The organism is Pseudomonas jinjuensis, from assembly GCF_900103845.1.
Lineage (GTDB): Bacteria > Pseudomonadota > Gammaproteobacteria > Pseudomonadales > Pseudomonadaceae > Pseudomonas > Pseudomonas jinjuensis.
The window spans coordinates 309175-321940 of the sequence record NZ_FNIJ01000004.1 but is presented as its reverse complement, the minus strand read 5'-3'; the positions used below and the strand labels follow the sequence as shown (position 1 = coordinate 321940).

Here is a 12766-nt window from a genome sequence, read left to right as displayed (position 1 = left end):
GAGAACCCGCGCATGTCCCAGCTTTCCAAGTCCGGACGGGGAGCCTACCCGGCCAGCGAGCACTTCGTTCAGTCCATCGCCGACACCAAGGTGGTGCCGCCACGCGGCGCCCGCCGCCTGGTTCCGCGCGAGCAGCTCATGGCGCGCCTGCTGGAGGCGCGCCGGCAGCGCTGCGTGGTGATCCAGGGGCCGGCGGGGGCCGGCAAGACCAGCACCCTGCTGGCCTGGCGCAGCGAGTTGCTGAAGCTCAATTTCGACGTGGCCTGGCTGTCGCTGGCCGCCGAGGACAACGAGCTGACGCGCTTCTCCAACTGCCTGCTGGTGAGTCTCGCCGAGGTGGATTCCGGCATGGTGCGCGACGCCAGCATCCTGCTCGGCCGCGACAGCGACGAGCTGGCCATCGAGAACTGGGTCGTCACCCTGGCGCAGGGTATCGCCCAGCGCCGTCCGGCCCGCGACATGGTGCTGATGATCGACGACCTGCAGCACCTGGAGGAGCCGCGCATCCTGCAGATATTGCAGTGGCTGCTGGAATACGCCCCGCCGCAGCTGCACCTGGTGCTCGGTTCGCGCCTGCCGGTGCCGCTGCCGATGTCCCTGGCGCGCCTGCGGTCCCAGGGCCAGCTCGGCGAGTTCGACCTGCGCGACCTGCGCTTCAGCCTGGAGGAGACCAATCGCTATCTCTGCGAGCAGCTCGGCAGCATCGACAGGCACGCCGCGGAACGGCTGCATGAATTGACGGATGGCTGGATCGCCGGCCTGCAGCTCTTCGCCCTCGACCTCAAGACCCGCCAGGGCGGGGCGTTCGTGCCGGTGGAGATACGCGACCCCGGTACCTTCGCCGGCTACTTCGAGCGCGAGGTGCTGGCGCGCCTGGAAGGCGAGGACCTGCGCCTGCTGACCGGCGCCTCCATCTGCAACCGCTTCTGCGCCTCGCTCTGCGCCAGCCTGCTCGGCACGCCGCGGAACGTGCCGCGCATCGTCAACCGCCTGGCCCGGCTGGATTCCGACAACCTCTTCATCACCCCCGTGAAGAGCCACGACCGCGAAACCTGGTATCGCCTGCATCCCCTGTTGCGCGAGGTGCTGCGCGCCCGGCTGGTGCAGCAGGGCCCGGAACCGCGCGACCTGCATGCCGTGGCCCGCGACTGGTTCGACGCCCACGGGCATGTCGACGAGGCGGTCCGCCACGCGGTGCTGGCCGGCGACCCCGAGGCGGCCGCCGGGATCATCGAGGCCTGCGCCGAGGAATTGCTGGCGCGCGGCAATATCGGCCAGCTGACCGGCCTGCTGCACCGGATGCCGGTCGAGGAGCTGGACCAGCGCCTGGGGCTGCGCATCCTGATGGCGCATCTGCAGCTGTATGCGCGCAACTTCGCCGGACTGGAACGGAACCTCGAACACCTGCAGGCCAACCGCGAGCGCCTGCGCCCTGAGCAGCGCCATGCGCTGACGCTCCTGCATGCGGCGCGTGCGCTGCATCTGGACGACAGCGAGGCGATGCGGGCGATCTTTCCCGCCTTGCAGGCCATCCCGGCGGACGTCGACGACCTGACCCACACCGGCCGCAGCGTCCACCTGGCCTGGATGCACATGCACTTCCGGCAGTTCGCCGAGGCTCGCGCGGTGCTGGAGGAGGGCGACCGGCCGGGCGGCTCGCCGCGGCGCAGCCTGATAGGCCGCTGTCTCGGCGGCATGAGCCTGGCCCTCGAAGGGCATCTCACCCAGGCCGAGCACGTCTTCCGCGAGGCGCTGGCCGAGGCAGAGGAGCAGGGCAGCGGCTACCTCATCGTCGCCGGCCTGGCCGCGGGGCTGCTGGCCACCGCGCTGTACGAGCAGGACCAGTGCGAGGCGGTCTGCCAGCTGCTCGAACCGCGCATCCGCCTGCTCGAACATACCTCGGCGCCCGACACGGTGCTCCAGGTCCTGGCCAACCTCTCCGAGGCGTTGTGGCGGCTCGGCCGCCATGCGCAGGCGGATGCCTGCGTGGAGCGCCTGCACGACTACGCCGCGCAGGATGGCATGCATCGCCTGGTGGCCTATGCGCTGTTCCTGCGCATGCGCCACCTGCTGCTCGACGGCGAACCCGAGCAGGCCGCCGCCGTACTGGCCACTATCGAGGCGCTGGATGCCGGCCGGCACGGTGCGGCGGTGGATATCGCCGAGCTGGTCGATCGCAGCTGGCTGACGATGGCGCTGCATCAGGGGAACTGGCAGGGCGCCAGCGAGCGCGCCGCAGCGGCGATCGCCCGGGCCGAGGCGGACGGGCGCTGGCGCGTGGTCGCCTGCCTGTGGCTACAGCGGGCGCTGGCCGAACGCGGCGCCGGCCGGCACGAGCGGGCAACCGCGCACCTGGGCGAGGCCCTGCGCCTGGGGCGCCGCCTTGGCCTGCTGCGCAGCCTGCTGGATATCGCCCCGCAGGTGCGCCAGATGCTCGCCGAACTGCGCGAGGGCGGCGAGCTGGAGCCGGTGCTGGGAATCTACGTGCAGCGGCTGCTGGCGGTGGACGAAGACGATGCCGGCAAGCCCGCCGCGGAGCTGGAGCCCGCCGAGCTGCTGGGAGGATTGCGCAGCCGGGAGCTCGAGGTGCTCGAACTGGTCGCCCAGGCGATGCCGAACAAGAAGATCGCCAAGGTGCTCAACCTGTCGCCGGAAACGGTGAAATGGCACCTGAAGAACATCTACCTGAAGCTCGGTGTCGGCGGTCGCGCCGAGGCCATCGCCAGGCTGCGCGACCTGAAGGCGGCCGTGCCGCACCGCTAGGGCGCGGGCGGCACGGCCCGGAGGTTCAGCCGGAAACCCTGCCGTGCAGGCTTGGCGCATTGCCGATGAAGATGGCCTTGCCGCGGGCGATCGGCTGGTCGCCATCCAGAAGGGCGAGGCTGGCGTGGGAGAGCGTGCGGCCGACCCTGTGCACCTCGACGTGGGCCTCGACCCAGGCGCCGGGGCGGGCAGGGGCGAGGTAATCCACCGTGAGGCTGACGGTGGCGGGCGGCATTTCGCTGCCGGCTGCGCGCATCAGGGCGCGGCCGAAGGCGGTATCGATCAGGGTGGCTAGGAAGCCGCCGTGGGCGATGTTCAGCGGGTTGAGATGTTCCTGGCGGATGCGGGCCGCCATCACGCCCGTCTCGGCGTTGAGGTAGACGCCGGTGCAGTGCTGGACGAAGCCCTTGCGCTGCATCGGCTCGAAACCGGGAAGCGGGGCGTCGTCGTGCTGCATGGCGAGTCGCTCGGTTGCACTCATGGCAAGAATCCTTCGTTGGGCTGCGTGGGCCCGGAAAAAAGCCCGGACGGCGATGGTTCGCCATCCGGGCTCCAGGATCACCGCACAGGCGCGGCGCTGCCGCGCCTGTGCCTGTGGAGTCAGAAGGTACGGGCGATCAGTTCCTTCATCACTTCGTTCGAGCCGCCGTAGATGCGCATCGGACGGGTGTTGATGTACAGGCGCGCGATCGGGTACTCGAGCATGTAGCCGTAGCCGCCGTGCAGCTGCAGGCACTCGTCAATGATCTGGCAGGCCTGGGTGCTGGCCCACCACTTGGCCTTGGCCGCGGTGGTCGGATCCAGGTCGTGGTTGACCATCTTCGCCATGCATTCGTTGATGAACGAGCGGGTCACGTCGACGGCGGTCTGCATCTCGGCCAGCTTGAAGCGGGTGTTCTGCATTTCCAGCAGCGGCTTGTTGAACACCTTGCGGTCGCCGGTATAGGCGATGGTTTCCTCCACCGCGCGCTCCATCGAGCCGAGGGCGTTCATGGCGATGAACATGCGCTCTTCCGGCAGCTGCTGCATGAGCTGGATGAAGCCCTTGCCTTCTTCCGCGCCGAGCAGGTTCGCCACCGGCACGCGCATGTCGTCGAAGAACAGCTCGGAGGTGTCCTGGCCCTTCTGGCCGATCTTTTCGAGGATGCGGCCGCGGCGGAAGCCCGGCAGGTCTTTCGTCTCCACCACGATGATGGAGATGCCCTTGGCGCCCAGGCTCGGGTCGGTCTTGCAGACCAGCAGCACCAGGTCGGCCAGGTAGCCGTTGGTGATGAAGGTCTTCGAACCGTTGATCACGTAGTGATCGCCGTCGCGGATGGCCTTGGTCTTGATGTTCTGCAGGTCGGTGCCGGCGCCCGGCTCGGTCATGGCGATGGCGCAGACCAGCTCGCCGGCGGCCATCTTCGGCAGCCACTTCATTTTCTGCTCTTCGCTGGCGTAGCGGAGGATGTAGTGGGCGCTGATGGCGCTGTGCACGTTGGTGCCGATGCTGGTGGCGATGGCGTGGGCCAGCTCGTAGCCGACGATGGCGTTGAAGGCATGGGTGCCGCCGCCACCGCCGTACTCCGTCGGAATCGCCGGGCAGAGGATGCCCATCTCGCCGGCCTTCAGCCAGGTTTCGCGATCGACGTGCTGTTGCCTGGCCCAGCGCTCTTCATGGGGAACCAGCTCTTCGGCGGCGAAGCGGCGGACAGTCTCCTGGAACATCGCCAGTTCTTCGGTCATCCAGGACGGTCTGTAGTTGTTCATCTGTGAGCCTCGATCTTGTTGTCGCGCTGTTGTATTCGGGCGTTGAGCCAACGCCGGGGCTGGAACCCATGCTAGGAACCCGATTGCTTCTGCTGCGACCGCTGAAGGGATGAAGTTGTGGCGCGGGCGATCGGCGTCCGAACGAACCAGCGGGAGGAGCAGGGCGCCGGGGAGGTGGGCGGTGGCGCGGCGCCTGCTCCCACCCGAGGTTCGTTCGAACGTCACGGGCTTGATCCGCAACTTCATCCCTTCGGCTGTCGGTCATGCCGCACGCCTCTCCCTAGGATTCGAATCAGCAACACCCGGTGCTCGCGGCACAGGGTAGAGAACCCCCAGAGGAGCAAGCGCATGAGTGTCAACGCAATCGTCGCCGGTGTCGGCATGATCAAGTTCAGCAAGCCGGGCGCGAGCCCGAGCTACACCGACATGGGAGCCGAGGCCGTGCGCCTGGCCCTGAAGGATGCGGGCCTGGACTACGACAAGGTGCAGATGGCCTTCGCCGGCTATGTGTACGGTGACTCCACCTGCGGCCAGACTGCGCTCTACGAGGTGGGTCGCACCGGTATTCCGGTCGTCAACGTCAACAACAACTGCTCCACTGGCTCCACCGCCCTCTACCTGGCGCGTGCCGCGGTGGAAAGCGGCCAGGTGGAATGCGCCCTGGCCCTGGGCTTCGAGCAGATGCAGGCCGGCGCGCTGAAGTCGCACTGGGATGATCGTCCGCGCACCCGCGCCAGCGTCGTGCACGTGATGGAAGACCTGACCGCCGACGTGTCCGACCTGCCGCAGGCCCTGCGCACCTTCGGTGGCGCCGGCCGCGAGCACATGCAGAAGTACGGCACGCGGATGGAAACCTTCGCCGCGATCCGCGCCAAGGCCAGCCGCCACGCAGCCAACAACCCGCTGGCGCTGTTCAGGAACATCGTCAGCACCGAAGACGTGATGAACGACAGGCTCATGTGGCCGGGCGTGATGACCCGCCTGATGGCCTGCCCGCCGACCTGCGGCGCCGCCGCGGCGATCATCTGCACCCCGGCCTTCGCTCGCAGGCATGGCCTGCGCAGCGACGTGGTGATCCTCGCCCAGGCGATGACCACCGACCCGGTGGAGTCCTTCGACCCGCCGTCGCTGATCGCCTACGCCGGCTTCCACATGGCCCAGGCCGCTGCCGCGCAGGTCTACGAGAAATCCGGCTTCGGCCCGCAGGACGTGCGCGTGGTCGAGCTGCACGACTGCTTCGCCCAGAACGAACTGCTGACCTACGAAGCCCTGGGCCTGTGCCCGGTCGGTGGCGGCGAGCAGTTCGTCCTCGACGGCGACAACACCTACGGCGGGCAGGTGGTCACCAACCCGTCCGGTGGCCTGCTCTCCAAGGGCCACCCGCTGGGCGCCACCGGCCTGGCGCAGTGCTACGAGCTGACCCACCAGCTGCGCGGCACCGCCGACAAGCGCCAGGTGGAGGGCGTGAACATCGCCCTGCAGCACAACCTCGGCCTCGGTGGCGCCTGCGTCGTCACCCTCTACGGCCGCAACTGAGACACCCCGGCGCGCTCGTGACGGGCGCGCCAGACAACAACAGGAGTCATGAAAAATGGCAGACAAGAGTCTGATCGGACATGTGACGGCGCAAGGCTCCGTCGAAGTGGAAAAAGGCAAGCTGCGCTTCTTCGCCAAGGCCATCGGCGAGACCGATCCGGTCTACACCGACCTGGCGGTAGCCAAGGACGCCGGCCACAAGAGCCTGCCGGTTCCGCCGACCATGCTGATGCCGCTGATGAGCGAGATCCGTGGCGACATCGGCGGCCTGATGAAGCTGCTGGGCTGGGATCTCGGCCGCATCCTGCACGCCGAGCAGTCCTTCACCTACCACAGGATGGCCTACGCCGGTGACGTGCTGACCTTCGAGACCCGCATCTCCGATGTGTACGAGAAGAAGGGCGGCGCCCTGCAGTTCGTGGTCCAGGAAAGCCGTGTGACCAACCAGGACGGCGAGCACATCGCCGACGTACGCAACTCGCTGGTACACCGCTAAGGAGAACGCCATGACCGCCCCGAAATTCAACGACGTCAACGTTGGCGAGCAGATTCCCGAGCTGAAGCTGCCGGCCATCAACCGCACCACCCTGGCCCTGTACTGCGGCGCCTCGGGCGACCACAACCCGATCCACATCGACATCGACTTCGCCCGCAAGGCGCGCTGCCCGGACGTGTTCGCCCACGGCATGCTCTCCGCCGCCTACCTCGGCCGCCTGCTGACCAACTGGGTTCCGCAGTCGCAGCTGCGCAGCTACTCCGTGCGCTTCACCGGCATCATCCAGCTCGGCCACGTGCCGACCTGCACCGGCATCATCACCGAGAAGTTCGAAGCGGACGGCGAGAAGCGCGTTCGTGTCGCCATCCGCTGCGGCAACCAGTACGGCGAGGAGAAGCTCGTCGGCGAAGCCGTGGTCGCCCTGGCCTGAGTCTGAGTCGTAGGGCGGGTGAAGCCCGCCACTTGTCCATTCGGTTCTGGCGGGTTGCACCCGCCCTACAAGAAAAAATCACAGGAACAGAACAATGAAGAAGCTCGAAGGCAAAGTTGCCCTGGTCACCGGTTCCGGCCGTGGCATCGGCCGTGAGGTCGCCCTGCAACTGGCCGCCTATGGCGCCAAGGTGGTCGTGAACGACCTCGACGCCGCTCCGGCCGAGGAAGTCGTAGGCACCATCCGTGCCGCCGGTGGCGAAGCCGTCGCCTGCGTGGGCAGCGTGACCGCTCCCGATTTCGCCGACCGTTTCGTCGCCACTGCGGTGAAGAACTTCGGTGGCATCGACATCATCATCAACAACGCCGGCTACACCTGGGACAACGTCATCCAGAAGATGACCGACGAGCAGTGGTACGCGATCATCGACTGCCACCTGACCGCGCCGTTCCGCATCCTCCGCGCCGCCCAGCCGGTCATCAGCGCCGCTGCCAAGAAAGAGGCCGCTGAAGGCAGGGAAGTGTTCCGCAAGATCGTCAACATCTCCTCCGGCGCCGCCGGCGGCAACGCGGGCCAGACCAACTACTCCTCGGCCAAGGCCGGCATCCTCGGCATGACCAAGACCCTGGCGAAGGAGTGGGGCCGCCTGAAGGTCAACGTCAACGCCGTCGCCTTCGGTTTCATCGAGACCCGCCTGACCCAGGCGCTGGCTGGCGAAGACAGCAAGACCGTCAACATCGAGGGCCGCGAGATCAAGGTCGGCATCCAGCAGGCCATGGTCGACGGCGCCAGCCGCGCCATCCCGCTGGGCCGTCCGGGCAAGCCGGAGGAGGCTGCCGGCGCGGTGGTGATGATGTGCCTGCCGGAGTCCGACTACCTGTCCGGCCAGACCCTGTACTGCGGCGGCGGCCCGGGCAGCAACTTCTAAACGCTGCGCGCAGGGCGGGTTGCACCCGCCCTGCGACAGGGAACTCCCAAGAATCCGAGGTAACCGCAATGCTGGACAACTACCGCTCCCCCTGGATGGACGAGGATCTCGAACAGTTCAAGGACATGGTCGAGCGCTTCGCCAGGGAATACATCGAGCCGAACGAACTGAAGTGGCGCGAGCAGCACTACGCCGATCGCGAAGTCTGGCTCAAGGCCGGCGAGCTGGGCCTGATCCTGCCCGACTTCCCCGAGGAGTACGGCGGCGCCGGCGGCCATATCGGCCACTACGTCTGCGCCAGCCAGGTGTTCGCCGGCAACGGTGGCGGACTGGGCACCGGCCTCAGCCACATCGTCGCCAAGTACATCCTCGATGACGGCACCGAGGAGCAGAAGAAGTTCTGGCTGCCGAAGGTCGGTTCCGGCGAGTGCATCTGCGCCATCGCCATGACCGAGCCGGGCGCCGGTTCCGACCTGCAGTCGGTACGCACCCGCGCGGTGAAGAAGGGCGACAGGTACGTCATCAACGGCGCCAAGACCTTCATCTCCAACGGCCAGACCTGCGACATGGTGCTGGTGGTGGCCAAGACCGATGCCGGCGAAGGCGCCAAGGGCGTTTCGCTGTTCATGGTCGACACCCGGACCCCGGGCTTCCGCCGCGGCAAGCTGCTGTCGAAGGTCGGCATGCACGCCCAGGACACCTCGGAAATGTTCTTCGACGACGTCGAAGTCCCCGAGAACTGCCTGCTCGGCGGCGCGGAAGGCAAGGGCTTCTACACCCTGATGCGCCAGCTGGCGTTCGAGCGCGCGCAGATCGGCGTCGGCGCGGTGGCGGTGATGGAGCGCGCGCTGCGCCTGTCCATCGAGTACACCAAAGACCGCAAGGTCTTCGGCAAGCCGGTGATCGACTTCCAGAACAGCCGCTTCGTGCTGGCCGACGTGAAGGCCACGGTGCAGGCGTCGAAGACCTTCGTCGACCTGATCATCTCGCGCTGGATCGACGGCACCCTCGACACCACCCTGGCGTCGATGGGCAAGTTCTGGCTGACCGAGCGCCAGGGCGAAGTGCTCGACAAGTGCCTGCAGCTGTTCGGCGGCTACGGCTACATGAACGAGTACCCGATCGGCCGCATGTGGGCCGATGCCCGCGTGGCGCGCATCTATGGCGGATCCAACGAGATCCAGCGCGAGGTCGTCGCCCGCTCCCTGTAATGCCTGCGCGGCCATCCATGACCGGGTGGCCGCGCAATGCCATGGAGGGTTACCCATTTCCGACTGCCTGATGGCGCCCGAGCACGCGCGCCGACAGGGAGTCAGCAACCGAGCGTCGACGAGGCGCTATCGCGATACAACGCCTGACAAAGCAACAAGAATTGGAGTTTCGCATGTACATCACCCAGGGTTTGCACCGCCACCTTCAGCAGCGACCGCATGCCACGGCCATCCGTTACCTGGACCGCGGCATCACCTACGCCGAGTTCGGCGATCGCGTCGCCCGCCTGGCCGGCGCACTGAAGAAGCTGGGGATCGCCAGCGGTGACCGCGTGGCCATGCTTTCGGCCAACTCGCTGCGCTACATCGAGTACTACCTGGCGGTGCCCTGGGCCGATGCGGTGGTCAACCCGGTGAACTACCGCTGGAGCCTGGCGGAGATCGTCTACTCGCTGGACGACTCCGGAACCACGCTGCTGCTGGTCGATGACAACTACAAGCACCTGGGCGAACAGATCCTCGCCGAGGCGAAGACCGTGCGGACCCTGATCTACGCCGGCGACGGGGAAGCGCCGGAAGGCATGCTTTCCTACGAAGCGCTGATCGCAGAGAACGAGCCGGTCGAAGACGCCCGCCGTGGCGGCGATTCGCTGCTCGGCATCTTCTACACCGGCGGCACCACCGGCTTCCCCAAGGGCGTGATGCTCAGCCACAACGGCGTGTGCTTCAACTCCCTGGCATCGCAGGTGATGGGGCGTTGCGTTGCCGGAACGATCTTCCTGCACTCCATGCCGATGTTCCATCTGGCCGGCTTCGCCGCCATGGTGTCGCTGTTCAGCAGCGGCGGCACCCACGTGGTCCTGCCGGCCTATACGCCCAGGGCGCTGCTGGAAGCGGTGCACAAGGAGAAGATCAACGAGATCCTTCTCGCGCCGACCATGATCCAGATGCTGCTGGACTACCGCGATGCGAATCCCGAAGCGAAGGAATACGACCTTGGCTCCATTCTGCGCATCGGCTATGGCGCGTCGCCGATCACTCCGGCGCTGCTGGACCGCGCCCGCGAGATGTTCCCCTCGGCCGGCTTCGCCCAGGGCTATGGCATGACCGAGCTGTCGCCCGGCGCCACCCAGCTGACCGCCGAGTACCACACCGCCGAGCACCAGAAGACCGGCAAGATGTATTCCGCCGGCAAGCCCTACAGCCATGTGGAAGTGCGCATCGTCGACGAGAACGACAACGAGGTGCCGCGGCGCACCGTCGGCGAGATCGTGGTGCGCGGCCCGAGCGTGATGCTCGGCTACTGGAACAAGCCGGAAGCCACCGCCGAGGCGCTGCGTGGCGGCTGGATGCATACCGGCGATGGCGGCTACATGGACGAGGACGGCTTCCTCTACGTCTGCGACCGCATCAAGGACATGATCGTTTCCGGTGGCGAGAACATCTATTCCGCCGAGGTCGAGACCGCCCTCGCCAGCCACCCGGCCGTGGCGCAGAGCGCGGTGATCGGCATCCCCAGCGACAAGTGGGGCGAGACCGTGCATGCGGTGATCGTCCTCAAGCCCGGCACGAGCGCCACCCAGGAAGAAATCGTCGCCCACTGCCGCGAACGCATCGCCGGCTACAAGTGCCCGCGCAGCCTGGAGTTCCGCGACAGCCTGCCGCTGTCCAGCGTCGGCAAGGTGCTCAAGACCGACCTGCGCAAGCCGTTCTGGGAAGGGCGCAAGCGCGGCATTGCCTGAGCCGCGTTGGCCGCTCCGGGCATGGAGCGGCCCGCCGGTTCCTGAATTTCCCATCGGGCGTCCGCCAGCGCGGCGCCTTGCGGGGTTGAAGTCGAAGTAACGCAATTGCAGTGGAGATTCGCATGACAAGAACAACAATGCGCGCCGCTTTCCAGCCGCAGCTGTTGGCCGCCGCCGTGGCCATGGGCGTCGCCGCCCAGGCCGGCGCGATCGAATTCAATATCGGCGAGATCGAGGGTCGCTTCGATTCGTCCCTGTCGGTCGGCGCCAGCTGGGCCGTGCGCGGCGCCGATCCGGACTTCATCTACCCGAACAACGTGCTGGGCAAGCGCGGGGAGTCGGGTACCGGCACCCTCGATGACGGGCGCCTGAACTTCAAGAAGGGCGAGACCTTCTCGAAGATCTTCAAGGGCATCCACGACCTGGAGCTGAAGTACGGCGACGGCGGCGCCTTCATCCGCGGCAAGTACTGGTACGACTTCGAGCTGAAGGACGAGCACCGGCTGTTCTACGACATCGACGACAGCGGCCGCGACCGCGCGGCGAAATCGTCCGGGGCGATCTTCCTCGACAGCTTCGTCTACTACAACTACAGCCTCGGCGAGCTGCCCGGCAACGTGCGCCTGGGCAAGCAGGTGGTGAGCTGGGGCGAGAGCACCTTCATCGGCAACTCGATCAACTCGATCAACCCGGTGGACGTCGCCGCGCTGCGCCGTCCGGGCTCCGAGGTGAAGGAAGGCCTGATTCCGGTCAACCTGTTCTATCTCTCCCAGGGGCTGAGCGAGAACCTCACCGCCGAGGCCTTCTACCAGCTGGAGTGGGAGAAGACCATCGTCGACAACTGCGGAACCTTCTTCGGCGTCGATGGCGTGGCCCAGGGCTGCAACGACCGCCTGATCGCGGCCGGCCCCGACTTCGCGCCGGACGATCCGCGCGCCGGCGTGCAGAGCGCCTACATCCATCGCATCAAGGATGACGACGCCCGCGACAGCGGCCAGTTCGGCGTGGCCCTGCGCTGGTTCGTGCCGGAGCTGAACGATACCGAGTTCGGCGCCTATTACATGAACTACCACAGCCGCAACCCGTTCATTAACACCCTGGCCAGCACTGGTCGGAACGGACCGGGTCCCGCAGCCTTCAATACGGTCAACAACACCCGCTACTTCATCGACTACCCCGAGGACATCCGCCTCTACGGCCTGAGCTTCCAGACCAACGTCGGCGGTGCCTCGCTGGGCGGCGAGATCAGCTACCGGCCGAACCAGCCGCTGCAGCTGTCCTCGCCGGACTTCCTCGGCGCCGCGCTGGGTCGCACCACGCCGCTGATCACCACCGGTTTCGAGACCTTCGAGCCGGGCCAGGAAATGACCGCCTACAAGCGCATGCCGGTACTGCAGGCGCAGATGACCGCGACCCAGTTCTTCGATCAGGTCTGGGGCGCCGACCGCCTGACCCTGGTGGGCGAGGTGGGCTACAACCGCATCAATGGCCTGGGCGACACCGACGGCAGCGACCTGCGCTTCGGCCGCAGCCCGGTCTTCGGCGCGGGTCCGGGCAACGGTTGCGCACCGAGCCCGACCACCAACGCCCAGTGCAGTCCGCATGGCTTCTACACCACCGATTCCTGGGGCTATCGCGCTCGCGCCAAGCTGGACTACAGCAACGTCTTCGCCGGCATCAACCTGTCGCCGACCCTGGCCTGGTCCCATGACGTGGATGGCTATGGCCCGAACTTCGACGAAGGCAGCAAGGCGGTCAGCATCGGCGTCGATGCGGATTACCTGACTACCTACACCGCCAGCCTGAGTTACACCGATTTCTTCGGCGGCGACTTCAGCACCAACGGCGATCGCGACTTCGTCGCCCTCAGCTTTGGCGTGAACTTCTGACCGACTGGCTGCCGCGCCGCAA

At 66.9% G+C, this 12766-nt stretch carries 10 protein-coding genes; 8 read left to right on the top strand and 2 right to left on the bottom strand.

Translation table 11 applies throughout. The annotated features are described in order from the left end of the window. The first annotated feature begins 12 nt into the window (after positions 1-12). Positions 13-2763 carry a winged helix-turn-helix domain-containing protein gene (locus BLR75_RS07830; RefSeq protein ID WP_084314382.1) on the top strand — a complete coding sequence of 917 codons (2751 nt, stop codon included), beginning with the start codon at positions 13-15 and terminating at the stop codon, positions 2761-2763. A 25-nt stretch (positions 2764-2788) separates the two neighbouring features. Here BLR75_RS07830 and BLR75_RS07825 read toward each other — a convergent pair whose 3' ends face one another. Continuing rightward, a complete protein-coding gene (locus BLR75_RS07825; RefSeq protein ID WP_084314381.1) occupies positions 2789-3244 on the bottom strand; it encodes a PaaI family thioesterase in 456 nt (151 codons plus the stop codon). Positions 3245-3363: 119 nt separating this feature from the next. After that, positions 3364-4512: an acyl-CoA dehydrogenase family protein gene (locus tag BLR75_RS07820; RefSeq protein ID WP_084314380.1), complete on the bottom strand. Its 1149-nt coding sequence runs from the start codon at positions 4510-4512 to the stop codon at positions 3364-3366. 348 nt (positions 4513-4860) lie between these two features. Between BLR75_RS07820 and BLR75_RS07815 the strand changes: the two genes are divergently transcribed. From BLR75_RS07815 to BLR75_RS07785, 7 genes are all read left to right on the top strand, one after another. After that, complete coding sequence (locus tag BLR75_RS07815; protein ID WP_084314379.1) at positions 4861-6048, top strand: lipid-transfer protein; 1188 nt, start codon at positions 4861-4863, stop codon at positions 6046-6048. A gap of 55 nt (positions 6049-6103) precedes the next feature. Beyond that, positions 6104-6544 carry a MaoC family dehydratase N-terminal domain-containing protein gene (locus BLR75_RS07810; protein WP_084314378.1) on the top strand — a complete coding sequence of 147 codons (441 nt, stop codon included), beginning with the start codon at positions 6104-6106 and terminating at the stop codon, positions 6542-6544. Positions 6545-6554: 10 nt separating this feature from the next. Continuing rightward, on the top strand, positions 6555-6974 hold the full coding sequence (locus BLR75_RS07805) for a MaoC family dehydratase (RefSeq protein WP_084314377.1): 420 nt from the start codon (positions 6555-6557) through the stop codon (positions 6972-6974). Between the two features lie 94 nt (positions 6975-7068). Further along, positions 7069-7902: an SDR family NAD(P)-dependent oxidoreductase gene (locus BLR75_RS07800; protein ID WP_084314376.1), complete on the top strand. Its 834-nt coding sequence runs from the start codon at positions 7069-7071 to the stop codon at positions 7900-7902. Between the two features lie 68 nt (positions 7903-7970). After that, complete coding sequence (locus tag BLR75_RS07795; protein WP_084314375.1) at positions 7971-9113, top strand: acyl-CoA dehydrogenase family protein; 1143 nt, start codon at positions 7971-7973, stop codon at positions 9111-9113. 173 nt (positions 9114-9286) lie between these two features. Then, positions 9287-10855 (top strand): long-chain-fatty-acid--CoA ligase, encoded by a 1569-nt coding sequence (locus tag BLR75_RS07790; protein WP_084314374.1) that lies wholly within the window; start codon positions 9287-9289, stop codon positions 10853-10855. A gap of 122 nt (positions 10856-10977) precedes the next feature. Beyond that, entirely contained in the window at positions 10978-12744 is a 1767-nt protein-coding gene (locus BLR75_RS07785; protein WP_084314373.1) for a DUF1302 domain-containing protein, read from the top strand. Positions 12745-12766 lie beyond the last annotated feature (22 nt).

What these genes read in the sequence shown, in the direction of transcription:
- BLR75_RS07785 (WP_084314373.1), top strand. Translation starts at nt 10,978, where the DNA reads ATGACAAGAACAACAATGCGCGCCGCTTTCCAGCCGCAGCTGTTGGCC.
- BLR75_RS07800 (WP_084314376.1), top strand. Translation starts at nt 7,069, where the DNA reads ATGAAGAAGCTCGAAGGCAAAGTTGCCCTGGTCACCGGTTCCGGCCGT.
- BLR75_RS07830 (WP_084314382.1), top strand. Translation starts at nt 13, where the DNA reads ATGTCCCAGCTTTCCAAGTCCGGACGGGGAGCCTACCCGGCCAGCGAG.
- BLR75_RS07810 (WP_084314378.1), top strand. Translation starts at nt 6,104, where the DNA reads ATGGCAGACAAGAGTCTGATCGGACATGTGACGGCGCAAGGCTCCGTC.
- BLR75_RS07820 (WP_084314380.1), bottom strand. Translation starts at nt 4,512, where the DNA reads ATGAACAACTACAGACCGTCCTGGATGACCGAAGAACTGGCGATGTTC.
- BLR75_RS07790 (WP_084314374.1), top strand. Translation starts at nt 9,287, where the DNA reads ATGTACATCACCCAGGGTTTGCACCGCCACCTTCAGCAGCGACCGCAT.
- BLR75_RS07805 (WP_084314377.1), top strand. Translation starts at nt 6,555, where the DNA reads ATGACCGCCCCGAAATTCAACGACGTCAACGTTGGCGAGCAGATTCCC.
- BLR75_RS07795 (WP_084314375.1), top strand. Translation starts at nt 7,971, where the DNA reads ATGCTGGACAACTACCGCTCCCCCTGGATGGACGAGGATCTCGAACAG.
- BLR75_RS07825 (WP_084314381.1), bottom strand. Translation starts at nt 3,244, where the DNA reads ATGAGTGCAACCGAGCGACTCGCCATGCAGCACGACGACGCCCCGCTT.
- BLR75_RS07815 (WP_084314379.1), top strand. Translation starts at nt 4,861, where the DNA reads ATGAGTGTCAACGCAATCGTCGCCGGTGTCGGCATGATCAAGTTCAGC.